The 22,204-nt window shown below is 69.7% G+C and carries 20 protein-coding genes and 2 pseudogenes; 12 read left to right on the top strand and 10 right to left on the bottom strand.

Annotated elements, in window-relative coordinates; genetic code table 11:
• Nucleotides 1-19 precede the first annotated feature (19 nt).
• Nucleotides 20-1,147 carry an IS701 family transposase gene (locus ACFWRO_RS24790; RefSeq protein WP_384513349.1) on the top strand — a complete coding sequence of 376 codons (1,128 nt, stop codon included), beginning with the start codon at nucleotides 20-22 and terminating at the stop codon, nucleotides 1,145-1,147.
• 138 nt (nucleotides 1,148-1,285) lie between these two features.
• A complete protein-coding gene (locus ACFWRO_RS24785) occupies nucleotides 1,286-2,116 on the top strand; it encodes a BTAD domain-containing putative transcriptional regulator (protein WP_384513347.1) in 831 nt (276 codons plus the stop codon).
• A 153-nt stretch (nucleotides 2,117-2,269) separates the two neighbouring features.
• Here ACFWRO_RS24785 and ACFWRO_RS24780 read toward each other — a convergent pair whose 3' ends face one another.
• Complete coding sequence (locus tag ACFWRO_RS24780; protein ID WP_384513406.1) at nucleotides 2,270-2,941, bottom strand: response regulator; 672 nt, start codon at nucleotides 2,939-2,941, stop codon at nucleotides 2,270-2,272.
• Nucleotides 2,942-3,045: 104 nt separating this feature from the next.
• Nucleotides 3,046-4,290 (bottom strand): sensor histidine kinase, encoded by a 1,245-nt coding sequence (locus ACFWRO_RS24775; protein ID WP_384513345.1) that lies wholly within the window; start codon nucleotides 4,288-4,290, stop codon nucleotides 3,046-3,048.
• A gap of 141 nt (nucleotides 4,291-4,431) precedes the next feature.
• On the opposite strand from ACFWRO_RS24775, the gene ACFWRO_RS24770 reads away from it, so the two are divergent.
• Together ACFWRO_RS24770 and ACFWRO_RS24765 are read left to right on the top strand one after the other, a co-directional pair.
• A complete protein-coding gene (locus ACFWRO_RS24770) occupies nucleotides 4,432-5,634 on the top strand; it encodes a serine hydrolase domain-containing protein (protein ID WP_384513343.1) in 1,203 nt (400 codons plus the stop codon).
• 39 nt (nucleotides 5,635-5,673) lie between these two features.
• Nucleotides 5,674-6,816, top strand: a complete 1,143-nt coding sequence (locus ACFWRO_RS24765; RefSeq protein ID WP_384513342.1) for a serine hydrolase domain-containing protein — start codon at nucleotides 5,674-5,676, stop codon at nucleotides 6,814-6,816.
• A gap of 93 nt (nucleotides 6,817-6,909) precedes the next feature.
• On the opposite strand, the pseudogene ACFWRO_RS24760 reads toward ACFWRO_RS24765, so the two are convergent.
• Nucleotides 6,910-7,095: pseudogene (locus tag ACFWRO_RS24760) on the bottom strand (CorA family divalent cation transporter); the annotation flags it as partial.
• Between the two features lie 386 nt (nucleotides 7,096-7,481).
• On the opposite strand from ACFWRO_RS24760, the gene ACFWRO_RS24755 reads away from it, so the two are divergent.
• Nucleotides 7,482-8,456, top strand: a complete 975-nt coding sequence (locus ACFWRO_RS24755; protein WP_384513340.1) for a formylglycine-generating enzyme family protein — start codon at nucleotides 7,482-7,484, stop codon at nucleotides 8,454-8,456.
• Nucleotides 8,457-8,514: 58 nt separating this feature from the next.
• On the opposite strand, the gene ACFWRO_RS24750 is transcribed toward ACFWRO_RS24755, so the two are convergent.
• Complete coding sequence (locus ACFWRO_RS24750) at nucleotides 8,515-10,869, bottom strand: sulfatase-like hydrolase/transferase (RefSeq protein ID WP_384513339.1); 2,355 nt, start codon at nucleotides 10,867-10,869, stop codon at nucleotides 8,515-8,517.
• Between the two features lie 694 nt (nucleotides 10,870-11,563).
• Here ACFWRO_RS24750 and ACFWRO_RS24745 point away from each other — a divergent pair.
• Nucleotides 11,564-11,893 carry a hypothetical protein gene (locus ACFWRO_RS24745; protein WP_384513337.1) on the top strand — a complete coding sequence of 110 codons (330 nt, stop codon included), beginning with the start codon at nucleotides 11,564-11,566 and terminating at the stop codon, nucleotides 11,891-11,893.
• 86 nt (nucleotides 11,894-11,979) lie between these two features.
• Here the strand turns inward: ACFWRO_RS24745 and ACFWRO_RS24740 are convergent.
• Together ACFWRO_RS24740 and ACFWRO_RS24735 are read right to left on the bottom strand one after the other, a co-directional pair.
• A pseudogene (locus ACFWRO_RS24740) lies at nucleotides 11,980-12,159 on the bottom strand (CorA family divalent cation transporter); the annotation flags it as partial.
• 376 nt (nucleotides 12,160-12,535) lie between these two features.
• A complete protein-coding gene (locus tag ACFWRO_RS24735) occupies nucleotides 12,536-13,999 on the bottom strand; it encodes a serine hydrolase domain-containing protein (protein WP_384513335.1) in 1,464 nt (487 codons plus the stop codon).
• 109 nt (nucleotides 14,000-14,108) lie between these two features.
• On the opposite strand from ACFWRO_RS24735, the gene ACFWRO_RS24730 reads away from it, so the two are divergent.
• Nucleotides 14,109-14,777, top strand: coding sequence for a TetR/AcrR family transcriptional regulator (locus ACFWRO_RS24730; RefSeq protein WP_384513334.1), 669 nt, complete (start codon nucleotides 14,109-14,111; stop codon nucleotides 14,775-14,777).
• A gap of 209 nt (nucleotides 14,778-14,986) precedes the next feature.
• Here ACFWRO_RS24730 and tatA read toward each other — a convergent pair whose 3' ends face one another.
• Nucleotides 14,987-15,268, bottom strand: coding sequence for a Sec-independent protein translocase subunit TatA (tatA, locus tag ACFWRO_RS24725; RefSeq protein ID WP_384513332.1), 282 nt, complete (start codon nucleotides 15,266-15,268; stop codon nucleotides 14,987-14,989).
• 21 nt (nucleotides 15,269-15,289) lie between these two features.
• Nucleotides 15,290-15,865, bottom strand: coding sequence for a TerD family protein (locus tag ACFWRO_RS24720; RefSeq protein ID WP_384513330.1), 576 nt, complete (start codon nucleotides 15,863-15,865; stop codon nucleotides 15,290-15,292).
• A 233-nt stretch (nucleotides 15,866-16,098) separates the two neighbouring features.
• On the opposite strand from ACFWRO_RS24720, the gene ACFWRO_RS24715 reads away from it, so the two are divergent.
• Nucleotides 16,099-16,503 (top strand): BlaI/MecI/CopY family transcriptional regulator, encoded by a 405-nt coding sequence (locus ACFWRO_RS24715; RefSeq protein WP_384513328.1) that lies wholly within the window; start codon nucleotides 16,099-16,101, stop codon nucleotides 16,501-16,503.
• Between the two features lie 4 nt (nucleotides 16,504-16,507).
• Nucleotides 16,508-17,440 (top strand): M56 family metallopeptidase, encoded by a 933-nt coding sequence (locus ACFWRO_RS24710; RefSeq protein WP_384513326.1) that lies wholly within the window; start codon nucleotides 16,508-16,510, stop codon nucleotides 17,438-17,440.
• A 33-nt stretch (nucleotides 17,441-17,473) separates the two neighbouring features.
• Here the strand turns inward: ACFWRO_RS24710 and ACFWRO_RS24705 are convergent, their stop codons facing one another.
• Entirely contained in the window at nucleotides 17,474-17,929 is a 456-nt protein-coding gene (locus ACFWRO_RS24705) for a tellurite resistance TerB family protein (RefSeq protein ID WP_384513324.1), read from the bottom strand.
• 145 nt (nucleotides 17,930-18,074) lie between these two features.
• Nucleotides 18,075-19,064 carry a sporulation protein gene (locus tag ACFWRO_RS24700; RefSeq protein WP_384513322.1) on the bottom strand — a complete coding sequence of 330 codons (990 nt, stop codon included), beginning with the start codon at nucleotides 19,062-19,064 and terminating at the stop codon, nucleotides 18,075-18,077.
• Between the two features lie 209 nt (nucleotides 19,065-19,273).
• On the opposite strand from ACFWRO_RS24700, the gene ACFWRO_RS24695 reads away from it, so the two are divergent.
• The 3 genes from ACFWRO_RS24695 (at nucleotide 19,274) to ACFWRO_RS24685 (ending at nucleotide 22,175) form a co-directional block, all read left to right on the top strand.
• A complete protein-coding gene (locus ACFWRO_RS24695) occupies nucleotides 19,274-19,477 on the top strand; it encodes a hypothetical protein (protein ID WP_384513320.1) in 204 nt (67 codons plus the stop codon).
• A gap of 347 nt (nucleotides 19,478-19,824) precedes the next feature.
• The gene (locus tag ACFWRO_RS24690; protein WP_384513318.1) at nucleotides 19,825-21,162 is read left to right on the top strand and encodes a hemolysin family protein; all 1,338 of its coding nucleotides are present in this window, start codon (nucleotides 19,825-19,827) and stop codon (nucleotides 21,160-21,162) included.
• Nucleotides 21,159-22,175 carry a hemolysin family protein gene (locus ACFWRO_RS24685; protein ID WP_384513317.1) on the top strand — a complete coding sequence of 339 codons (1,017 nt, stop codon included), beginning with the start codon at nucleotides 21,159-21,161 and terminating at the stop codon, nucleotides 22,173-22,175. The genes ACFWRO_RS24690 and ACFWRO_RS24685 overlap by 4 nt, the downstream gene beginning before the upstream one ends.
• The last annotated feature ends 29 nt before the right edge of the window (nucleotides 22,176-22,204 follow it).

Genomic DNA, 22,204 nt, shown 5'->3' with positions numbered 1-22,204 from the left:
CACACACCATGGGGGAACCTTGAATCGCCACGCTCCGCCTCATGCCCGCCCGCGAGACGACGTCCTGACCGTTCCCGCTCTCGACGCGGGCCTGGGCGAGATGTTGTTCGGCGCACTGCCCAGGGCCGAACAGCGGCGCAAGGCCGGGTGGTACGTGCGTGGTCTGCTCGCGCAGCCGGGCCGCAAGACGCTGCGTAACATCGCCCGGCAGTTCGGCGGGGACGCCGCGCAGCAGAGCGTGCACCACTTCATCAGCGCCTCCCCCTGGGACTGGATGCCCGTCCGCCACGCCCTGGCCGAGCACGTGCACCGCACGCTCGCCCCCGAGGCGTGGGTGATCAGGCCGACGGTGATCCCCAAGGCAGGGCCCCACTCGATCGGCGCGGACCCGCAGGGGCCGGGACTCTACGGGCAGCAGGCGGTCGGCGTGTGGCTGGCCGGGAGCCGGTACGCCGTCCCGATCGACTGGCGGCTGCGGCTGTCCGGGCGCTGGCTGGAGGAACCGCTACGGCAGCGGGCCGGCATACCCCCCGGCGCTGCCTCCGGAACGCTGGAGGAGTTCCTGGGCGAGGCCGTCACCGGTCTGCGGAGGTTCGCCGGTATGCCGGACGGCCCGGCCGTCGTGGACGCCGAAGGCATCGACGGGGCCGCGCTCGCCGCCCGACTCGCCCACGGGGACGGCACCTTCCTCGTACGGATCGACGTGGGCACCCCCCTGCACCTCAACCGGGCGAAGTTGCCCCGGTTCGGCGATCGGGACAGGACCGCGGCGGAGCTGGCCGCCGCGCTGCCCCGGCTGCGGCGGCGGGTCGACGCGGCAGGCGGGCCGACGACGGTGGTGGCCATACCCGTCGCCCAGCCCCGAGCGCGCGGCAAGGGGTTGCTGCTGGTGGGGGAGTGGCGCAACGGGCCGGTCGGGAGCGGGCTGTGGCTGACGAACGCCGACCCGGCGGAGTCGTCGACGCTGCTGCGCCTCATGCGCCTCCCGGCCGTCGTCACGCGCGACTTCGCGGACGTCTCCGTCCAGGTCGGGGTCACCGACTTCGCGGGCCGGTCCTTCCCCGGCTGGCACCGGCACATCACGCTCGCCTCCGTCGCCCATCAGGTCGCCGCCGCCTCGCGTGCGTACGGTGGTGACGTGGAGTGACAGGACTACCGTCCGGTAATTTGACACTCTCTTTGAATTCGTGAGGACCGCTGGCCCGAGTGGTCCTTAGTGTCGGCAGTGACACCGCAGCAGCAGACCGATACAGGCGGCCACATGCCGGAAACGGGAGCGTGCACCGTGCAGTTCAATCTCATCGGCCCCTTCGAGATCGTGACCGATGACGACCGGTCCCATGAGCCCGGAGCGCCGAAGATCTGTCAGATGCTCGCCGTACTGGCCCTCCAGCCCGGCGCGGCCGTGGCCACCGACACCCTGGTCAGGGAGCTCTGGGGGGACCGGGCGCCGGCGGGCGCGGTGAGGACCCTGCAGACGCACGTCTACCACGCCCGCCGACTGCTCAAGGATCTGCTCCCCTCCGCCGGTGAGCTGCTGGCGACCCGGTCGCCCGGCTACCTGCTCGACATCGATGAAGGCCAGGTCGACGCCCTGGTCTTTGAACAGCTGGTGCGCAAGGCCCAGTTGGCTCTCACGGACGGGAGGCCCGAACGCGCGGCGGAGCTCCTCGCCGACGTCCAACGGCTGTGGCGCGGCCCCGTGCTGTGCAACCTCCCGGTCAACGCGGTGCTGACCGGGCGCGTCGCGCACCTCGAAGAACTCCGCATTCACGCACTGGAGTTGCGGGTCGTGACCGAGCTGCGTCTCGGCCGCTCCCGCGAGTTCCTTCCCGAACTGCGCGCCCTCGTCAACGACCACCCACTGCACGAGTGGTTCCACGGCCAGCTCATCTCCGCCCTGCACCGGGCCGGCCGCCGCGGCGAGGCCCTGCAGGCCTACCAGAGCCTGTACCGCATCCTCAAGAGCGAACTGGGCCTGGAGCCCTCCGCGGAACTCCAGCACCTACAGTCCGAGATCCTCCACGCCCACATCCCCGACCCACGCCACCCCCCACACCGACACACCGACGGCCACCCGCCACGCAAGCTGACGAGCAGCACCCCTGGGTGGTGAGACGACGGGGTCCCGGTGCGGCGGGCGGGGACGGGGCCTTCCGGGAGGCGGCCTCGGCGCGGCGGGTGGGGTCGGTGCGTGGAGGGTGCGCACGAAGCTTGAGGGTGTGACACGCAACAGGGCGGAGCTACGTCGCGGCCCGTACTGAGTCGGTCAGCCGGCGAAGCCCGGGACCACCAGGCCGGACTCGTAGGCGATCACCACCGCATGGGTCCGGTTCTGCGCGCCGAGCTTGGTCAGCACATTCCCGACGTGCGTCTTGACCGTCTCCAGGCTCACCGTGAGGGACTCCGCGATCTCCGGATTGGAGAGCCCGGTGGCCATCAGGCGCAGCACCTCCTCCTCCCGGCCGGTGAGGGCGGCCCGCGGCAGGGCCTCTGCGGAGCCCAGCGGGCGGGCGGCCACCATGCGGCCCAGTGCGGCCGGGAAGAGCACCGCTTCGCCCGCCGCCACCACCCGGACCGCCTCGGCGATCTGGCGGACCGGGAGGCGCTTGAGGACGAAGCCGCTGGCGCCCGCACTGAGGGCGGCGGTGACGTAGCCGTCGTTCTCGAAGGTGGTGATCACCACGACCTTCGGCGGTTCGGCTGCTTCGGCCGCTTCGGCAAGGAGCCGGCGGGTGGCATCGATCCCGTTGAGACGCGGCATCCGGACGTCCATCAGGACCACGTCCGGGCGCAGGATCCTCGCCCGTTCGACCGCCTCGACCCCGTCTGCGGCCTCGCCGACCACCGTGATCCCCGGCTGCGCGGCGAGCAGCAGGCGCAGGCCGCTGCGGGTGACCTCGTCGTCGTCCGCGATCAGGAGGGTGACGCAGGGGCTGATGGAGGAAGGGCTGGTTAGGGAAGGGCCGGTGACGGAAGGCCCGGTGACGGAAAGTAGGGCCGTACCGTCGCAGTCCCCGTCGCCGTCTCCCGCGTCGGCTCCGCTCACGCCGACACCTGTGCCGGCAGCCGGCAGGCCAGCCGCCAGTGCTGCGTCCCGTCCGGGCCGGACTCGAACTCACCGTGCAGCAGCTTGACGCGCTCGGCCAGTCCGGGCAGACCGTGGCCGGAGGTCGGGAAGGTATCCGGGCCAGGGCCCGTCCGTACCCCGGTCCGGTTGACCACCGTGAGATCCAGTCCGTCCGGCCCGGCCGCCACCCGGACCTCGATCGGGCCGCCCGCCCCGTGGCGCAGCGCGTTCGTCAGCCCCTCCTGGAGAATCCGGTACGCCGCCCGGGAGAGCGTCCCCTGCACCTGCGCCAGAGCGCCCGACAACTCCGGTTCCACCACCGCCCCCGCGTGCCGCAGGCGGTCGACCAGCTCGGGGAGGTCGGCCAGGGTCCGGGTCGGCGCCGTCCCCGACTGTTCCTCGCGCAGCACTCCGAGCACGTAGTCCAGGTCCTCCAGCGCGGCCCGTGTCGACTCCTCGATGCTGCGCATGGCGGCCCGCGCCGCCGCCGGGTCGGCGGAGAGCACCTCGCCGGCCACCGCCGCCTGGATGGTGGCCGCCGTCAATGTGTGCCCGATCGAATCGTGCAACTCGTGGGCGATTCGGTTGCGTTCGGCCAGCAGCAGTTCCCGTTCGGCAGCCAGCGCGAGCCGTTCGGCTGCCGACGGTCCCAACAGCCGTGGCGCCGACCACCGCAGGGTCTTCGTCACCATTACGCAGACGGCCGCCGCCAGCAGGATGCACACGGCCGCCACCACCCAGCTGCTCCACCCGCCCGACACCCGGACCGACGTGCCGAACAGACTCGCCCGCGCCTCGCCGCCGAGCCAGTTCCCCGGCAGGGAGAGGCCCATGATGAACAGCACCCCGCTCGCCAGCGCCCCCGCCCACCCGACGGCCACGTGCAGCACCAGCCAGAGCGGCGTCCGCCAGCGGTTGGGGCCGGGGGAACCTGAAGTCCGGCGACCGGCCGCCGGATTCGGCAGCGGCACCCGCAGCAGCCGGCGGGCGGACACGACCAGCGCCCGCCGTACAGGGCGCGCCAGTCCGGCCACGCCGACCAGTACCGCCCAGACCAGCAGGACCAGGACGAGCTGCACGCTCTCGGGAGCGGATCGCCACGACAGCGCCGGCAACAGGGCGAAAGGCAGCAGCGGAAGGCTCGCCAGAGCGCCGCAATAGGCGAACAGCACACCCGAATACGTGGAGCCGCGCAGCAGCGGCCGAATTCCCCTGATCATGGTCGCCAGTATCGCCGGGCAGCCCACCGGCAGCCTCCCCCGATCGGGGGAGCGATTTCTCCCGCCTTCCCGCGATGCGGTCAGAGGGCCCCGGAAACCAGGATTCGTGCTCCGACCGAACGATTCCCCAGGAGTTGACTCATGCGAGCTGAGACCCGGCAGGACCTTCCTTCCCCGACCTCGACCCGGCAGCAGCAGGGCGCCGGGCGGCGACGAGCAGTGTCGGCCGCGGCCGCGCTGGTCGTCGGCGTCATGACGACGGGCGTCCTCGCCCTGCCCAGCGCCAACGCCTCCGATTCAGCCGCCCCCGCCGCTGCCAGGCCGGACGCCGTCCAGCGGTCCCTGAACGTGCTGGTGCGCGACGACGGGATGCCCGCCGCGCTGGCGAGCGTCCAGGACCGTGACGGCCGCAACCGCACGTACACGGCAGGAGTCGGCGACCTGGCCACAGGCTCGAAGGTGCCGAGGGACGGCCAGGTAAGGATCGGCAGCAACACCAAGACCTTCGTCGCGGTGGTGGTCCTGCAGCTGGTAGCCGAAGGGAAGATCGGCCTCGACACCATGGTGGACGACTACCTGCCCGGGCTCGTCCGCGGGGAGGGGATCGACGGACGCCACATCAAGGTCCGCCAGCTCCTCCAGCACACCAGCGGACTCCCCGACTACGGCGTCCACGTCGACGACGACGAGATCAGGAACCGGTACGTCGAACCCCGCGACCTGCTCGACATCGCCCTCCAGCACCCGGCCGACGCGGCTCCGGGGAAGACATGGGGATACAGCAACACCAACTACGTCCTGGCCGGCCTGATCGTCCAGAAGGTCACTGGCCGCCCCCTGGCCGAGGAGATCGACCGGCGCATCATCAAGCGCATAGGGCTGCGCCACACCTACTTCCCCGCCCCCGGAGAGATGACCATCCGGGAGCCGCACCCCCGGGGCTACCACCGCAACCCGGCGGACGGACCGCTGCGCGACTTCACGGAGATGGACCCCTCCTTCGGCTGGGCCGCAGGCCAGTTGATCTCCACCAACTCCGACCTCAACCGCTTCTTCACCGCCCTCCTCACCGGTCGCCTCCTCCCGGCGGCCCAGCTCGCCGAGATGCGCACGACGGTTCCTGTCGGGACCTCAGGACTCAAGTACGGGCTGGGACTCACGAGCAGGCCGCTGTCGTGCGGCGGCGTCTACTGGGGCCACGGCGGCGACATCGCGGGCTACGAGACCCGGGGCGGCGCAACCGACGACGGTCGCGCAGCCAACGTAGCGGTCACGAGCATCCCCACGGACGATGCGGCCGCACAGCACGTGAAGGACGCCGTGGACAGGGCTCTGTGCGGATGAACCAGGCACCTGTCGACCCGATTCCTCAGGAGTTGACTCATGCGTGATCAGACAGGCCGGTGGCAGGGCACGCGGCGACGAACCCTGCCCGCCGCAGCCGCGGTGGCCATCGGCGTCATGACACTGGGCGCCGTAGCCCCGCCCTCCGCCGCTGCCAGGCCGGACGCCGTCCAGCGGGCCCTGAACGTGCTGGTGCGCGACGACGGCATCCCCGCCGCGCTGGCGAGCGTCCAGAACCATGACGGCCGCACCCGCACCTACACGGCAGGAGTCGGCGACCTGGCCACAGGCTCGAAGGTGCCCAGGGACGGCCAGGTAAGGATCGGCAGCAACACCAAGACCTTCGTCGCGGTGGTGGTCCTGCAGCTGGTCGCCGAAGGAAAGATCGGCCTCGAGACGATGGTGGACACCTACCTGCCCAACCTCATCCGCGGAGACGGGATCGACGGACGCCACATCAAGGTCCGCCAGCTCCTCCAACACACGAGCGGACTCCCCAACTACAGCAACTACCTAGGGGACGACGTGCGGTACTACGCCCCCCGCGAACTGCTCGACACAGCCCTCCAACACCCGGCCGACTTCGCCCCCGGGAAGAGCTGGAAGTACAGCAACACCAACTACGTGCTCGCCGGCCTGATCGTCCAGAAGGTCACCGGCCGCCCCCTGGCCGAGGAGATCGACCGGCGCATCATCAACCGCATCGGACTGCACCACACCTACTTCCCGACGCCCGGAGAGATGACAATCCGAGGGCCGCACCCCCACGGATACCTCCGCAACCCGGCGAACGGACCGCTGCGCGACATCACGGAGATCGACCCCTCCTGGGGCTGGGCCGCAGGCCAGTTGATCTCCACCAACTCCGACCTCACCCGCTTCTTCACCGCACTCCTGGCGGGCCATCTCCTGCCCTCGGCCCAGCTCGCCCAGATGCGCTCCACCGTCCCAGCCGAAGCGACCTTCGGCCCCGGAGCCCGCTACGGACTTGGACTAGTCAGCAGGCCGCTGCCGTGCGGCGGTCTCTCCTGGGGCCACGGCGGCAGCTTCCCGGGCTACGAGACCCGAGGCGGCGCCACCGACGACGGCCGCGCCACCAACGTCACGGTCACCATGCAACTCACCGACGAGACCGCCCGGAAAAGCCTCGAACACACCGTGGACACCGCCCTCTGCCACTGAACCCCACCGGAGGCGTCCCGTAAAAACGACCGGTGGGCCCGACACGACGCCGGGCCCACCGGCCTCACCACGACACGAGCGCACCACGGACTCTTACAGCCAGTCGCGCTTCTTGAAGATGAGGTACAGGCTGACGCAGACGACCGCCATCAGCAGGATCGCGAAGGGGTAGCCGGCTGCCCACTTCAGCTCCGGCATGGTCTCGAAGTTCATGCCGTAGATGGTTCCCACGAGTGTGGGTGCGAAGAGGATGGCGGCCCACGAGGAGATCTTCTTGAAGTCGTCACCCTTGGGGCGTTGACCTGCGGAAATCGGTCGATGAGGCACTGTGACCTGCGATGGTGCGTGTTTCAGGTGCCTTCATCGTGCTGCCCACTTAGGCAGTCGATTCTCCCCAGGCGCTCCCCAACGGAGATTCATTCTCCCCAGGTTCTCCCCAGCGAGCGCCGCTTAGGGAGAGGGATCGTCCGGGTAAAGACGGGCCTTCCGGTGGACGATGTGGCTACGCGTCGTCGTGTCGTGACCGTTCACATGTCGGAGCCGACACCACCCGATGGGACGGGTCCTCCATTTCGGCGCAGCGCCCATTCGTGTCGATGCCAGGTATCGGCCCATCGGGGTCCGATCATGTGCGGGTCGGCGTGTTCGATCCTGATGGGTGCTCAATGTCGGAAAGTGGATCAGGCGGACACTGCTGCAGTCCCTCCCGGGGCGAGACGGCGCGGCATGTGACCACGACGGTACCGTCCACGCCGCCGGCCGCAGCTACGCGGGCGGACGGGATGATGCGTGTTCCCGGCGGTGAGTTCCTGATGGGGGCGGAAGACGGCTGGACCGTTCCTGGGGATGGAGAGGGGCCCGTTCATCCGGTGCGACTCGCGTCTTTCCGGATCGACCGCTGTGCCGTCTCCAACGCGGAGTTCCAGGACTTCACCGACGCGACCGGACACATCACGGATGCCGAACGCTACGGCTGGTCGTTCGTCTTCGCCGGGCTCCTGCCCGCCGGCTTTCCCGAGACCCGGGCGGTCGCCGAGGCCCCCTGGTGGCGGCAGGTCTACGGGGCATGGTGGCGCCACCCTGAGGGCCCTGAGTCGGATGTACGCGACCGTGCCGAGCACCCGGTCGTCCACGTTTCGTGGAACGACGCCACGGCCTACGCCGCCTGGGCGGGAAAGCGGCTGCCGACCGAGGCGGAGTGGGAGTGCGCCGCCCGCGGCGGCCTCGAACAGCGCGTGTTCCCCTGGGGCGACGAGCTGGAGCCCGGCGGTGAGCACCGGATGAACGTGTGGCAGGGCAGCTTCCCCGACGACAACACGAGCGCGGACGGCTGGTACGGCACGGCGCCCGTCACCGCGTACCCCGCGAACGGTCACGGCCTGCACAACATGTGCGGCAACGTCTGGGAGTGGTGTGCGGACTGGTACTCGCCCGCGTACTACCGGAGCAGTCCGAAGGGCGATCCGCCCGGCCCTCCGCTCGGCGTGCAGCGGGTGATCCGCGGCGGGTCGTACCTCTGCCACGCCTCCTACTGCCGCCGCTACCGCGTCGCCGCCCGCAGTTCCAGCTCCCCCGACAGCAGCACCGGCAACCAGGGCTTCCGCTGCGCACACAACGACACACCGGCGAGGGCCCGGTGAGCGGCAGCCCGTGGTCAGGGGCGGCCGTGCCCGCCGTCACTACGGTTCAGCTACGCGGTCAGTCGATGGCGAACCAGCCGCGGACCTGGGCCTCGTGGTCGATGTAGCGCTCGCCGGAGACATCGACGACAACCTTGTCGATGGTGCCTCCGGTGAAGCGGAACGGTGCCCGGTAGTCGGGGGTGACGGGCGAGGCGTCGTCGCGGCCCACGCAGATCCCGTCTCCGACGAGGCAGAAGTAGCCGGGCTGGGTGACGATGTCACTACTGCCCACCTGCTGGTCGTCGACGTACAGGGTGAGGGTTCCGGCAGCACCCGGCATCGCCGGATCGGCGCTGCGTCCGCTCGCGGTGAACTCGGCGGTGAGCACGTGCCTGCCCGGTTCGATCTCCCGGTCGGCTTCCACGAGTTGCAGGCGGGTGCCCACCCAATTGAATGCGTAGCGCAGGCGGCGGTTCTTGACGTAGAGGCTGTGGCCGCCGGCGATGCCGCCGTGCGCGTACACGACGCCCTCGGCGTCCGCCGACTCGATGTCGACCCCTGCGGCGATGGTGTACGAACGGCCGCTGATCACGACGCCGGACTGCTCGGGCACCGAGGCGCAGTCGGGGTAGTAGACGTAGCGTTCGCGTGGTGGGGTGCCGTGCGGGCGCTCGGCGAGCGTCTGTTCCAGGGCCGTACGGTCGTCGAGCGGCAGCCCGTTGTAGATGCCCGCGTAGTAGTACCACAGGCTCGCGAGCGTCTCGAGCTGCTCCGGCTCCTGTGCCGCGATGTCCTTGGACTGCGCACGGTCCTTGGTGAGGTTGTAGAGCTCCCACTGGTCGTGGGCGAAGTCTCCCCAGCCGCTCAGCGGCGGGTGCACGGTGCAGGCCAGCCACCCGTCGTGGTAGATCGAGCGCTGCCCCAGCATCGCGTAGAACTGGGTCTGCTTTCCGGGCACGGTGGGGTCGGTGAGCGAGGCCGCGAAGCTCTCGCCCTCGATCGGGTTCTGTGGGTACCCCTTGAGCACCTCGGGCGGAGCCACGCCCAGCAGGTTGTAGAGCGTGGGGACGACATCGACCGCGTGGACGTACTGCTGGCGCACCTCGCCGCGTGCCTTGAGCTTGGCGGGCCAGGCGACCAGGCACATGTCGGCCACGCCGCCCTCGTAGCCCGCCCAGCGCTTCCAGTACGGGAACGGGGTGTCGAACGCCCACGCCCATCCGGTGTTGTAGTGGTTGTAGGAGGCTGGGCTGCCGAGCTCGTCGATGTGTTCCAGGGACAGCTCGGTCGGAGTGTTCAGGCCGTTGAAGAACCGCCACTCGTTGAATGTGCCGTCCGGCCCGCCCTCGCCGCTTCCGCCGTTGTCGGAGACGGCAACGATGATCGTGTTGTCGAGTTCGCCGGCCTCCTCGAGGAAGTCGATCACCCGGCCGAGCTGGTCGTCGCTGTAGGAGACGTAGCCGGCGAAGACCTCGGCCATTCGGGTGAACAGCCGCTTCTCGTCGTCGCTGAGTGTGTCCCAGGGGCGGACGGTGTCCAGCCTCGGCCACGGCTGCCCGTCCGGGCCGGTCACGTCAGGCTCACCATGGGGGTTGATCGGGGACAGTTCGGTGTCCTCGGGCAGCAGGCCGAGTTCTTTCTGACGCCGGAGGATCTCCGGCCGGATCGCCTCGTAGCCCTGGTCGAACACGCCCTTGTACGCGTCGGCCCACTCCTTGAAGACCTGATGCGGCGCATGGGCGGCGTCCAGCGCCAGGTACATGAAGAAGGGCTTGTCGGGCTCGACGACCTTGGCGTCCTTGATGAACGCGATGGCCTTGTCGGACAGGTCCTTGGCGATGTGGTAGCCCTGGTCGGGAGTGGCCGGCGGTTCGACCTGGTGGTTGTCGTGGATCAGGTCCGGATACCAGCAGCTCGACTCGCCGCCGAGGAAGCCGTAGAACCGCTCGAAGCCGCGCCCCAGAGGCCAGCGCCCCTTGAACGCCGCCATGCTGGTCTCCTCACCCGGGGTGAGGTGCCACTTGCCGACGCAGTACGTGTTGTAGCCGCGCTCGGCCAGGACCTCGGAGATGAACCCGTTCTCGAACGGGATGCGGGTGGAGATCCCGGGGAAGCCGGCACTGAACTCGGCGATCGTGGCCATGCCGTTCGACGTCGCGTTGCGCCCGGTCAGAAGCGAGGCCCTCGTCGGGGAGCAGAGTGCGGTGGTGTGAAAATTCGAGTAGCGCACGCCCATGTCCGCGAGCCGCGACATGGTCGGAGTTCTCACCGGGCCGCCGAAGCAGTCCATCGTCCCGTAGCCCACGTCGTCCCAGGCGATCACCAGCACGTTCGGGGCACCCTCGGGTGCCTTCGGCGCCAAGAACGGTTCCCAGTCCGGCTCCGAGTCGTGGATGTCGAGGGCGATCTTCCCTTTGTAGTCCTTCGCCATGCCCTTCTCCTCTGCCGATCGGTCCCGACCGAACCTTCGTCCGCGTTCCGAGGGCGCCAGCCTGTCGGATCGTCAACTCCTTCACCGCCGGGCAGCTGTGGCGGGGGACGACTCTCTTTGGCGGCACGACCGGGCCACATGCCAGGCCAGGAATACGACTCGGGCGAGGGTCCGCCGTCTCCGTCAGAGGCCGGGCTCCTCGAACGAGGCCATCTCTCGGTCAGCCCTGCGCCTCCGATCTCGCGCGTCGCGGCCGACGGGGCGAATCAATCCTGTCTGGCTGTCCCGGTCGTTCCGGCGCAGAGAGCCCAGACCACGAAAATGCCGATGGCGATCAGCACGATGGACAGAACGGGTAGTACGGCAGTGCGGCGAAGGCGGTCCAGCCGGTCGCGAACCGCCTTGGGGAGGTCTTGGCACCCGTCGGCGCTCCGCTGACGTTGGCGGCCATGTCCGGGCTCCTTCGGAAAGACCTCGTCGCCGAATCGGCGACCTGGTCGGAGACTCCATATCCAGGCTGCCATGGCGGAGGCCGGGCAGCACCTCCGGACTGCCCCATCCCCGCTCCCTTGGGGCCCGCCCGAAAGTAGTGCGTGGACGACCGAGAGAGCGCGATCCAGGACCGACGCAGCCACCACCCGGTGTCACGATGGAGGGAAGAGGCTTTGTTGCCGGGCGTTTCAGGGAGGCAATCATGAGCCGCGAGTATCAGTTTCATTGTGAGTACGCCGGCTGCTCGGTCACCGTGGACCTGCGGATGGGCGGGACGCGGGAGCTGGAGCTCCTCGTGGACGGGAAACAGGTCGCCGCCGCCCGCGCCCATGGACACCACGCCGAGACGACGGTGATGACCACAATCCTGCCCACCGACCCGCCGCGCGGTATCGAGGTCGAGGTGACGCTCCCGCGCGCTTTCGGCGGCGATCCGGCAAGCACCCTGCTCGCGGGTGGCGAGCGCGTGCCCATGCCCGCTCGGGAGGTGCCACGGCGGGCGCGGCCGACGGAGGCCGACTGGTATTCCTGACCGTGTCGGGACGCCTCGTGGGTATGTGTCATGCCGTCGGATCTGGTTGCGTGGCCCGGGCCAGGTCGTGGCGGGGACTGGCTCCAGAGCCAGTCCCGGCGCTTGAAGATCACGTACAAACTGACGCAGACGAGCCCCATCAAACCGACCGCGAATGGGTATCCGAGTCTCCAACTCAGCTCAGGCATCTGATCGAAGTTCATGCCGTAGATGGTTCCGACGAGTCTGGGTGCGAAGAGAATTGAGGCCCAGGCGGAGCTCTTCGTGAATTCGTCGCCCTCGATGCGCTGACCTGCACGGATTGCTGTGCGAGCAGCGCTGGCCTGCGACTTTGCGTCTTTCCGGAGCTTTCATGATGACGCCGTTTTGCGTGGCCGATTCCCCCCCAGCCGCTCCCCATCGCGGAGTCATTCTCCCCAGATTCTCCCCAGCGGGCGCCGGCTCCTGAAGGCATTGCCCCTGGTGGGACGTCTTCCTTGAGCCGTGTGGGCGTTCACGCACCGTATCTGAAGGTGTAGCGGTCCGGGTCCGAGATGCTTGGCGACGGGCCGGAGCACCCCTCCCGGCTTCGTTGGTTCATCTGCCGGGGGAGGGGTGAGCCGCTTCCCTGGGGACGGGCCTGCGGTTGGCGCCGCCGGGTGATCAGTTCCGGTTGCGTGCGGCCTGTCTGCGAATCGTCTGGAAGCCGACGAGGCCACGCAGGGCCGCAAGGGCGAGCGCGAGCGAGCCTGTTGTCACGAGGAGGTATCCCGCGTCGGGGGTGAAGAGGAGGATCTGGCGCAGGTCTGTGGCCACGAGCCTGGGCAGGAGCAGGAAGGCCGTGGCCGCGAGGAGGAGGCAGCCGAGTGCTGCTGCCGCCGAAGCGATGAGGGTCCGTCGGCTGTCGCCCCGGCCGTCTCGCCTCGGGCGTACCAGGCGGTACAACGACCAGCCGGTCGCGACCGTGAGGGTGGCGGTCGCGATCCACAGCGTGGTGAGCAACCGGCTGAACATCGGGTCGTCGCTCACCGCTTCGGGTTCGCCGCCGAGCAGGACGCGCATGGCGCCGAGGCCGCTGCCGACGAAGAACTCGTCCTTGTACGGGGCGTAGGCGTTGTGCAGGACGATGACGGCGAGGCCTTTGTCGGGGGCGAGCACGATGGTGCCCTGGTGGTCCGTGGTGGCTCCGCCGTGCCAGACGATGCGGGTGCCCAGGTCGTCGAAGCGGTCGTCGCGCCAGCCGAGTCCGTACTGGTGCGAGGTGCGGACCGGCACCGTTCCGGTGTGCATCTGGCGGAAGCCGGCGGGGGAGAGGACGGACGAGGCCGCTCCGCCGCCGAGTTGGGCCCGCGCGAAATGAACCAGGTCGTCAAGTGTCGCGCCGACGTATCCGTACGGGGCGCCTGACGTGTCGAACGGGGTGGAGTGGCGCCAGGGCTTGCCGAAGACGTACCGGTGGCCAGGGGCGAGGCCGGTGCGTTCCGCGTCGCCGGCGTCGGTGATCGCGCCGGTCATGCCGAGCGGGCCGAAGACGGACTCGTGCATCCGGTCGCTGAACGTGCGGCCGCTGACCGTCTCCACCAGGGCGCCGAGCAGCATGTAGTTGGCGGCGCTGTACTCGTGGCGCTTGCCGGGCGGGGTCACGGGGGTGACGTCGGCGAGGCTGCGGGCGATGCGCTGGATGCCACCGGGCGCGTTGTCGAAGCGGTCCGACTGTGCGAAGCCGTCGTCCTCCGAGAGGCCGCTGGATTGGTTGAGCAGGTGGCGCACCGTGATGTCGGCGGGGCGGAACCAAGGCAGATGGCGCCGCACCGGGTCGTCCAGGCCCACCTTCCCCGCCTCGACCAGCTGCATCACGGCCAGGGCCGTGAACGGTTTCGCCAGTGAACCGAGCAGGAACGGGGTGCGGGTCGTGATCGGATCGCCGTTCCCGTCCGACCCCCAAGTCAGGCTGTGGACCAAGCCCTTGTCGCGGTCGACGACGGCGAGCGCCATGCCGGGCACGTCGGCCCGCTCGCGCTGTGCCGCCGCGTAGCGGTCGATCTCCGTGTATCTTCCGCCGTCGGCGGCCCGGGCGGCGGGAACTCCGGCCGTCGTGACGGCCGCGAGTATGAGTAACAGCAGCATCCATGCCCGTGTCCGGGCATGCAGAACAGTGGCACGCATGGCGCCTCCCATAACCATATGGCTGTACGGTTTCGAGTGAGACGTTACCGTATCGCGATATGGTTACGGCATGCCTCGCGTAGCCGATCATGAAGAGCGTCGTCACCAAGTGGCCACCGCGGTGGGCCGGATCATCGCCGCCGAAGGCCTGAACGCGGTAACGGTCGCCAAGACCGCCGCCGAGGCGGGTATCTCGGTCGGTCTGGTCCAGCACTACTTCCGCAGCAAGGACGAGATGCTGCTGTTCACCTACGGCTACGTGCTGGAAAGGATCGAACGCCGGGTCAGCGACCTGATCGAGCGCTCCGAGGCGGTCGGCGCCCGCGTCGAGCACATCGTCCTCGACGGCCTCGCCGAGTACATGCCGCTCGATGAACAGCGTCGTCAGGAGTGGCGGGTGGCTCTGGCCTTCACCGGCCGCGCCGCCGACGACCCCCGCCTCGGCGCGACCAAGGCCGCCGCGCTCGGCCGTACCCGCGCGCTGCTCGCGCAGGCGATCACGAACGCCCAGGAGTGCGGCGAGGTCCCCGAGTCCGCGGACGTGGCGAAGGAGGCGGCGCGCATCGCCGCGTACGCCGACGGCCTCACCGCCCACCACTTCGCGGACCCCGCCGGCCTGCCGGCCGACGCCGTGCTCGCAGCCCTCGGTGACCATCTCGCCACCGTCTTCACAGGCGAATGCCGCCTGCGCGGCCGGTCTCCCGGCGAGCGCCCGGCTGCATCACCCGAGCCGTCCTGATGCGGGCGGAGTGTCAGGCGGGCTGACATACCCGCTTCACCTCCTGGTGCTGCTCGTCCTCGCGGTCGCCGAGCTCACGGAAGAGCCGGCCCGGCCACCAGGGTGTCGAAGATGAAGGTGAGCAGCGGGGCCGCGTGGTCGACCACCGCAGCGGGTCGGTCGAAGCGTGCGTGCGGAACCGCCTCTCCGACCGACCCGTGAGGCAACCGTCAGCCGGCGGTCGGGCCGGAACCGGGGCCCTCGGACGACCGCGGTGCGTTCGGCTGGGTCCCGCCCACCGTCGGCTTCGCGTCGGTGGGCGGAGTCTGCTTGACCTCGTACGCCGCCTGCTGCTCCTGCGCCCCGCCGTCTTCGGTCTTCATCGCCTTGGCCTCGCTCTTCAGGATCCGAGCCGCCTTACCGGCGTTGCGGGCCAGTTCCGGGAGCTTCTTGGCGCCGAGCAGGACGATGACAACGATCACGAGGATCGCTATCTCGCTGATTCCGAACATGGTTTCCTCTCCCCGCTCGGGTCAGATGTGGACGCCGAAGTCGGTGGCGATGCCGGCGAGCCCGGAAGCGTATCCCTGGCCCACGGCGCGGAACTTCCAGTCGGTGCCATGGCGGTAGAGCTCACCGAAGACCATCGCGGTCTCGGTCGCGGCGTCCTCTGAGAGGTCGTAGCGGGCGAGTTCGGCGCCGCCGGTCTGGTTCACCACGCGGATGAAGGCGTTGCGGACCTGGCCGAAGCTCTGGCCACGGTTCTGGGCGTCATGGATGGAGACAGGGAAGACGATCTTCGTGATGTCGGCCGGTACCGCGGCCAGGTTGACCTTGATGGCCTCGTCGTCGCCCTCGCCCTCACCGGTGAGGTTGTCGCCGGTGTGCTCGACCGAGCCGTCGGGGCTGGTGAGGTTGTTGTAGAAGACGAAGTGGCCGTCGGAAGCGACCTTTCCGGTCTCGTTGAGCAAGAGGGCGCTCGCGTCGAGGTCGTGGCCGGCCCCGGTGGTCGTACGAACGTCCCAGCCCAGGCCCACGATGACCGCGGTCAACCCCGGCGCCTCCTTGCTCAGTGAGACGTTGCCGCCCTTGGCGAGGCTCACAGTCATGTCGTATCCCTTTCCCGAGTCGAGATGCTCAAATCTACAGTGGCGTAGAAAATGAAGGGAGGCGGCGTCCGCCTCGGACGTGCCATGCACGGTGGTGGGACGTGTAGACGGCGTCCCGGGAAACGGAAGCGGGCGCATGCGTGGTGTCTCAGTAAGATGAGCCGCTCCTGTGGCGGGTGGACCGACCTAGGAGTTCACTGATGCCGAGCGTGGGCAGGCGGGAGGTTGACGGCATGACGGACCGGAACAGAGACGGTGCCGGGCACTCCACGCGGCGCCGCGGCCAGGGTGAGCTGGAGGCCCAAGTGCTGGCTGCTGTGCTCCAGTCGGAGCGGCCGGTCACGGCGGGCTGGGTGCAGGAGCGGCTCGGCGGAGACCTCGCGTACACCACGGTCATCACGATTCTGACCCGCCTCCACGCCAAGGGCGCGGTCTCCCGGGAGCGGGCGGGCCGGTCCTTCGAATGGACGGCCGTCGCCGACGAGGCCGGGCTCGCCGCGCTGCGGATGCGGAGGGTGCTGGATGGGGAGAGTGATCGGGAGGCTGTCCTCGCGAGCTTCGTGACGACCCTTTCGTCCGCTGACGAGCAGCTGCTGCGCGACCTGCTCGCGCAATCGGAAGGGGAGGGGGAGGGCTGACGCCATGGGGGTCTTCGTCTTCCTGCCGCTCGTCCTGCCCCTGACCGCGTGGCCGGTCGCCAGGCTGGCCGAACAGCATTTGCATCCGCGCACCGCGACCCGGCTGCTGGCCGGTGTCGCCGCCGTGCTCGGCGTGTGCAGCACCCTGTGCCTCGGGCTGCTGATGGTGGTCGGCACCGCGCAACTCCCGGGAAACCCGCTTCCGGACGCTTGGTCGGACCCCGAGGTGCGGGAGGCGGTGCCGTACGACGAGATCGCCGGACGGATCGCCATCCCCGCGCTCCTCGTCGTGGTCGTCGCCTGCGGGCGAGCCCTCTGGCGTCATCGGATGGTTCGTCGACGGGCGGACCTGGCGCTCCGCGCGCTACCTCGGACCACATCCGTCGCCGTCCTGCCCGATGACGCGCCGTATGCGTACGCGCTGCCCGGGCGGCTCGACCGCGTGGTCGTCAGCCGAGGCATGCTCGACGGGTTGAGGCCGGCCGAACGCAGGGCGCTCTTCGCCCATGAGCGAGCCCACCTCGCGGGCCGGCACCACCGCTACCTGCTCGTCGCGCAGTTGGCGGCCCGCGCCAACCCGTTTCTGCGCCCGCTGCGTACCGCCGTCACCTATGCGACAGAGCGGTGGGCGGACGAGGATGCGGCGGCACGCGTCGGCAGCCGCCGAACGGTCGCACGGGCCATCGGGAAGTCCGCCCTGATCTCGCGAGGCGCGCCGGTGGCCACCCTCGCCGGCTTCGCGACCGCCGGCCCGGTGCCGCGCCGGGTGGCGGCCCTGCTGGCCCCGCCGCCCGCCTCGCGGGCCTGGCCTTCGTTGTTCACCGCGGTGGGGATGGCCGCGTGGGGCGCCGCGGTGGGGACGACGGTGTCCGCACTGTCCTCCGCGAACTCCGCCGTCACCCTGTTCCTCATTCTGCGCGCGGCAACGCCGCTCTAGAGGCGGCGCCGTGCGGCCCCCTGCCGCGGCGACCTAGAGGTCGAACTCGTGCGGCGGCAGGTCGAGCGTGAAGCACGCCTCGCGTACGACTGCCTGCTCGGTCTTGTCGAAGTCGCCGTCCGCGCCGCCGATGACGATGCCGATCTGGATGACGGCGCGGGCTTCGGCGGGCCTCTTCTTCGCCTTGGCGATCTCCTGCAGGACGCTGACCTTGCCGAAGTCGAAGTCGGCGGTGAGCTTGTTCAGGTTGTCGTCGAAGCGCCGCTGGAGATCGGTGGCGTCGAAGTTCTGCAGCACCTCGTTGGTGGAGATGAGCTGGGCCACGCGGCGGCGTTCGGCCGGGTCGATCGTGCCGTCGGCGGCGGCGACGAGCGCGCACATTGCCATACTGGCGTCCCGGAAGGCGCCGCTCTTCAGATCGTTCTTCTTCGCGTTCAGCTGAGTCTGCATCGTCGATGCGGACTCCTTGATGCGGTCCCACAGGGCCATGTCGGAACTCCGTTACGTGTCGGAGGCGGGCCCGGCCGGATGGGTACGGTCGGCGCCACGCACATCTTCTACATCTGTGTAGAAGTTGTCAGGGACTCTGAGGTGGTGTCCTCGGTGAGTCGGGCGAGCGAGCGGCTGGTCGATGTCAGCCTTCGTCGCCTGCCTCGCCCTCCTCCTCGTCGCCCTCGAAGAAGTCGCCGATCTCGTCGACGACTTCGGCCGCGACCATGCCGCCCACTACGCCGACGGCGAGCCCTCCCGCACCCGCCGCGACTGCTGTGCCCATGCCCGGGCGGGAATGGTGCCCGTCGGTGTGCGGCGCACCGTCGTGCGACCCGTACGAGGAGTGCGCCCCGTGCGCGGCGCGGTGCTCGACGAGCTGTCGCATCCAGGAGTCGACCTCGGCGTTCCAGTCGACCTGGTCGATGCCGTGGTGGCTGACTGTGTGGCGGGCGAAGGCGTCGTGGCCTTCGGAGAAGAACCCGCCGCGCTTGTCGGCTTCCAGGACGACTTCGAGGCCCACCGGGCCTGCGAGGAAGGTCACCTCGATCTCGCTGACCTGGTGCGCGTACTGCGGCGACGGCGTGATCTCGATTTCCTGATAGAAGGGCAGTTGCTGCCCCGTCCCACGGATGTGCCCGAGTTCGAGGTCGGCCGACTTGAAGCCGAAGCCGAGCCGGCCGAGCGCTTCGAGGATCGCCTCCTGGGCCGGGAGAGGGCGTACGGCGAGAGGGTCGAGGTCGCCCTTGTCCTTGGCGCCATCGACGCCGAGTTCGGTGCGCAGACCGAGGGTGATGCCGAGACCTTGGCCGTACAGTTCGGTGATCGGGGTCTCCCAAGGCAGGGTGACAGCGAACGGCAGGCTTCGAACCTCGCCCTCGGCGAGGCGGAAGTCGTTGGCCACCGTGAAGCGGTCGAAGACGACCATCCCCTCGGACTCCTCGCCCTCGTGCTCGGCCTCGACGTGGGCCACCAGTTCGAGGGCGATGTGCTCGATCGTGAAGTCGCTGTTGCCGCCGGTCAGTCGGACCTGGCCCGTGAGATTGCCGCCCGGAGTCACCGTGCCGGGGTCGAGGACCGTGTCCACGGTCGGGCCGCCGACGCCGAGGGAACCGAGCAGTCGCTTGAACACCATCGTGGCGTTCACTCCTTCTTGCGTATGTGGGGAGTCGCCGTTGGCGACCTCTACATCACTGTAGAAGAATACGCGGCGGGCGCCCAACGGAGGCGCGCCCCAAGGGGCTTCGGTGAGAAGTCCGAAAGAGGCGTGTCGGGGATGGGTCGCGATCGGCACCTCCCGGCGAGGAAGGTGGCGACGTGATGGGTGAGTCACAGGAGTTTCGCGTGACAGACGATGGCGATCACCAGACCTGCGGAGGGTTGGCTGCCTCCGCGATCCCGCTCGGCCTGGTGGGCGGAATCCTGTTCGGCATGGCCTGGCTCGACGACGTCGGCCTCGGTCTCACGCTGGGCCTGGGTGTGGGTGCGGTGATCGCCGGTACCGGATCCAGGGACTGGGGCTGGAGGGTCGAACGGGACGCGGGGTAGCCGGGCCCTCCATGTAGGGGCACTGGGGCCCGGCCTTGGTCCGTCGCCCCCAGTCATGCCGACTCCAAGACCTGCTCCGGCTCGACGCGCTGCCCGCGCGGCGATGGGGTTCGGTCGGCCCGGTGCCCGAACGCAACCAGAGCAGGGTCCGTGCCGCTTCCGGTGCCCTGACCTCTCGATGCCGCTTTGCCAATCCTTTACAGTGGTGTAGAAAGCTGTGCACCTGCCTGCCGACGATTCAGCCCGAGGACGAGAAGGAGTGAGCGACCCGCAATGGGTGAGCCTCCCAGTACGAGCCGTGCCACCGCCAGCTCAGCCGAGTCGAGCAGGGGAGCGGGGGTGGCACGGTGACCGAAGTGCTTCTGCTGCTTCTCGCCCTGGCCCTCACACTGATGTGTGCGGTGTTCGTGGCGGCCGAGTTCTCCCTCACCACCGTCGAGCGCGGTGAGTTGGAGCGGGCCGCCGAAGCGAAGGAACGTGGCGCCGACGGTGTGTTGCGCGCCGTTCGAGGACTGACCGTCCAGCTCTCCGGCGCCCAGCTGGGAATCACCGTCACCTCGCTGGTGATCGGCATGCTCGCCGAACCGTCCCTGGCGGCGCTGCTGCGCGGCCCGCTTGAGGCGATCGGTCTGGGCGCCGCGGCGTCCTCGGTCGCCACTGTTCTCGGGGTGGCGATCTCCACGGTCGTGCTCATGGTCGTCGGCGAGCTCGTCCCGAAGAACTGGGCGATCTCCCGTCCCCTGGCCGTCGCCAAGGTCGTGGCAGGACCACAGCGGGGCTTCACCGCGGCCTTCGGACCGTTCATCCGGCACCTCAACAACACCGCGAACCGGTTCGTACGGCGCTTCGGCCTTGAGCCGGCCGAGGAGCTGGCCTCCGTCCGTACCCCTGCCGAGCTGGCGTCCCTGGCCAGGCACTCGGCCGCCGAGGGTGCCATCGAGGCGGACTCCGTCGAGCTGTTCGTCCGCACGCTCCACCTGGGCGAGCTGACGGCCGAGAACGTGATGACACCCCGCGTCGACGTCTGCGCCCTGGAAGCGCAGGCCACGGCAGCGGACGCCGCGAACCTCACCCACGCCACCGGACTGTCCCGCTTCCCCGTCTACCGGGTCAGCCTCGACGACGTGATCGGCACCGTCCACATCCGCGACGTCCTCGCCCTGGAACCAGCCGCCCGGGCGGCCACTCCGATCACCAAGCTCGTGACCGCACCCCTTCTGGTGCCCGAGACCCTGCCCGCCGACCGGCTCCTGGTGCGGCTGCGGGCGAGCCGCACCATGGCTGTCGTGATCGACGAGTACGGGGGCACGGCCGGAGTGGCGACGGTGGAGGACATCGTCGAGGAGGTCGTCGGCGAGGTCCGCGACGAGCACGACCCGTCCGAGGCCCCCGACCTGCTGCCCGCGCCGCCCACCGAGGACGGCAGGGCCACGTGGGAGGTCGACGGCGGTGTACGGATCGACGAGCTCGCCCGCATAGGGCTGCGCGCGCCCCACGGCCCGTACGAGACGCTCGCCGGCCTGATCGCCACCCGCCTCGGACGCATCCCCGCCCAGGGCGACGCGGTCCTGCTGAACGGCTGGCAGCTCGACGTCCTTGACATCGAGCACCACCGGGCGGACCGGATCCACCTCACAGAGCCCGCCCGCACCGCGGAGCACAAGCACGCGGGGGTGTCCCGATGATCGCCGTCCAGCTCACCATCGGCTTTCTCACCCTCCTGACGAACGCGTTCTTCGTCGGCGGCGAGTTCGCCCTGATCTCCGTACGCCGCAGCCAGATCGAGCCCTTGGCCCGCGAGGGCGACAAGCGGGCCCACACGACCCTGTGGGGCCTGGAGCACATCTCCGCCGTCATGGCCACCGCCCAGCTGGGCATCACCGTCTCCTCCCTGGTCCTGGGCGCGGTCGCCGAACCGGCCATCGCCCACCTCCTGGAGCCCGCCTTCGAGGCGGCCCATGTCCCGCATGGATTCGTCCACCCGGTCGCCTTCGTCATCGCCCTCACCCTGGCGACGTACGCGCACATGCTGATCGGTGAGATGGTCCCCAAGAACATCGCGCTCGCCGCCCCGGTGCGGACCGCGCTGCTCCTCGGCCCGCCGCTGATCGGCCTCACCCGGGCGATGAAGCCTGTGATCTTCGGCATCAACGCCTTCGCCAACGCGCTCCTGCGTCTGCTGCGTGTCGAACCGAAGAACGAGGTCTCCGCGGTCTTCACCGACGACGAGCTCGCCCGCATGGTCCACGACAGCAGCGAGGCGGGCCTGCTGTCGCCCGCCGACGGCGAGCGGCTGCGCGACGCACTGGAGCTGGGAACCCGGCCGGTCGGCGAGATCCTCGTACCCGCCGCACGGATGGTCACGGTCGACCACCGGGTCACCCCCGCCGAGCTGGAGCGGACCGCCTCGCGCGCCGGCTACTCCCGCCTCCCGGTCACCGGCCCGGCCGGGGCCGTCCTGGGCTACCTCCACATCAAGGACACCCTGGGTGTCGCGGACCGCGACCAGCCCTTCCCGAGCACTGCGCTCCACGCCCTGACGCGCGTACGGATCGACACTCCGCTGGACGACACCCTCACCGCCCTCCGCGCCGCCGGAAGTCACCTCGCCGCAGTCACCGGCCAGGCCGGCACAGTCCTCGGCTACGTGACGATGGAAGACGTCCTGGAGGAGTTGGTCGGCCCCGCCGCCGTGTGATTCCGCGCGACCTTCGCGTACCCGTAGAT

The organism is Streptomyces sp. NPDC058579, from assembly GCF_042718575.1.
Classification (GTDB): Bacteria; Actinomycetota; Actinomycetes; order Streptomycetales; family Streptomycetaceae; genus Streptomyces.
Note: the sequence above shows the minus strand (reverse complement) of the source record. Positions and strands in the feature narration are given on the sequence as shown.